General features: G+C 57.8%; 2 protein-coding genes. Both read right to left on the reverse strand.

What is annotated here, in order from left to right; all coding sequences use genetic code 11:
• Positions 1-89: 89 nt before the first annotated feature.
• Positions 90-323, reverse strand: coding sequence for a hypothetical protein (locus tag IB244_RS31635; protein ID WP_192306998.1), 234 nt, complete (start codon positions 321-323; stop codon positions 90-92).
• On the reverse strand, positions 320-550 hold a 231-nt coding region (locus tag IB244_RS31640; protein WP_192307000.1), incomplete at its 5' end, for a hypothetical protein. The genes IB244_RS31635 and IB244_RS31640, both read right to left, overlap by 4 nt.

Below are 550 nucleotides of genomic sequence, written 5' to 3' on the forward strand. Positions count from 1 at the left end.
GTCGGCTTCGTCCTTGGCTTTCGCTAGGTGCTCTTCGGCGTGGCGTAGGAGGTGCTGGAGCATGGTGAAGTCTTCGGGCTCGTCGTCCATCACGCGGCCTCATCTTCAAGATTTCGGTAGGCCTGCGCCTCACATTCGGACTCGCAAACCGCCAGATAGAACCAAGAGCCGTCCTTATTCGCGCCACGCTGTGCGTCGTCGGCAATCTTGGCCTCGCAGAACATCTTCGCATCGCGCATGTACTGGAACTTGGCGACGATCTCTGAAGAGCCATCAAAACGCCAAATCATCATGACGAGTGCGCCATTGGTGAAGTTCTTCATTCTGCCGCCTCCAGATAAGCGCGCTCCAGGCGAGCGGCTTCGTTGTGCCCAGTGAAGCTCTCGGCGTCCGTACGGCGCATGAGGCGCTTGAATTCGAAGACTTCGCCGCCGAAGCTGCGCATGTCGCGATCTGCGTCTTGGTACTCTTCGTATTCCCAAGCCATCTCAGGATCGGTCGTCCATTCGCAGCCTCTATCGAGGTAAAACGTCGTGCCGTTTCGGCTGCA

Source organism: Rhizobium sp. RHZ02, assembly GCF_014851575.1.
Lineage (GTDB): Bacteria > Pseudomonadota > Alphaproteobacteria > Rhizobiales > Rhizobiaceae > Rhizobium > Rhizobium altiplani.